The 1080-nt window shown below is 33.2% G+C and carries 1 protein-coding gene; it reads right to left on the reverse strand.

Annotated elements, in window-relative coordinates; all coding sequences use genetic code 11:
• Positions 1-20 precede the first annotated feature (20 nt).
• On the reverse strand, positions 21-899 hold the full coding sequence (locus tag A6E06_RS09160) for a DUF4145 domain-containing protein (RefSeq protein WP_065591851.1): 879 nt from the start codon (positions 897-899) through the stop codon (positions 21-23).
• Between the last annotated feature and the right edge of the window lie 181 nt (positions 900-1080).

Consider the following 1080-nt stretch of genomic DNA (forward strand, 5'->3'; position numbering starts at 1 on the left):
CGTGTTGATGCATTTGTTAGCTATACTTTTATGTAGTGTTGAAGTTTATTCTTAGATTTTAAATACTTACTAAGCTTACCAGTTTTCAAATTAAGATATTGACCATTATTTATTTTTTCGTTGAGTTCTGACTCTAATGATATTAATGATTCTTTAACTCGACGAATATCACGGCCAAGTATCTCTGGCATTGGTAGCTCATCACCAGGTAAAAGTGACTTTAATTTAGTTGTTAATAGTTCATCGAACTTATTAAAATCAGTGATTGTTATTTCAAGATTACCTTCAACCTCTTTTTCTAGAATGTACACACTGGATAAAAGATGCTCAACAATCTTTAATGCCACAGATAATTGTTCACTTTTAGGCTTTTTAACTTCATGTGCAGCATCATTTCCCATAAACCTAATACCATGTAAACGATCTGAATCTTTTCTAGAAATATAACCAGCCGTTGCCAGTTTCGATATTCTAATTTCAAGATTACGACCAGTAATATTCAAATCATTACAAACGGCCTCAACTGTCCCTCGTAAGCCAAGGCCAGCTAAAATTAATGCATTCTCTTGGATTGCGAGTAAAACTTCTTTATAAATTAGTCCAACTAAACTTGGTAAGTAATACCCACCTTCAAGAGTTCTATGCCCTTTAATAAAATTAGGATAAACATTTATAGATGTCGGAACTTCCCAGTCATCTTCTGATATTTGATAAGCATGCTCAACATCTTCAAGTACCTCTCTGAATGATTTTCTATCGCATCCCAAACATTGAGTTATTTGATAAGTATGATCGTACGCATAATCTTCTCGCGTACTATCTATATGTTCAGAAAGAATTTGATGGTTCGTTTCATGATTACATGTTCGGCAATAACTTTTTACTTTTTTAGTTGTCATTTTATATCTCATCTAATATGAATAAAAGTAGAGCTAACGCTGGCATAACACGTTTATTACTATGCTAACCAACCTAAATTAACCGCCTTAATCACAAAACCCAAGGCAAACCCAGAACGCCGAATGTAATAAATCGTGTTGATGCGATTGTTATATTGCCTATTGATAAACGACATGAAAT

The organism is Aliivibrio sp. 1S175 (assembly GCF_001690985.1).
GTDB lineage: Bacteria > Pseudomonadota > Gammaproteobacteria > Enterobacterales > Vibrionaceae > Aliivibrio.

Coding starts and splice junctions, on each gene's coding strand:
- A6E06_RS09160 (WP_065591851.1), bottom strand. CDS start 899: ATGACAACTAAAAAAGTAAAAAGTTATTGCCGAACATGTAATCATGAA.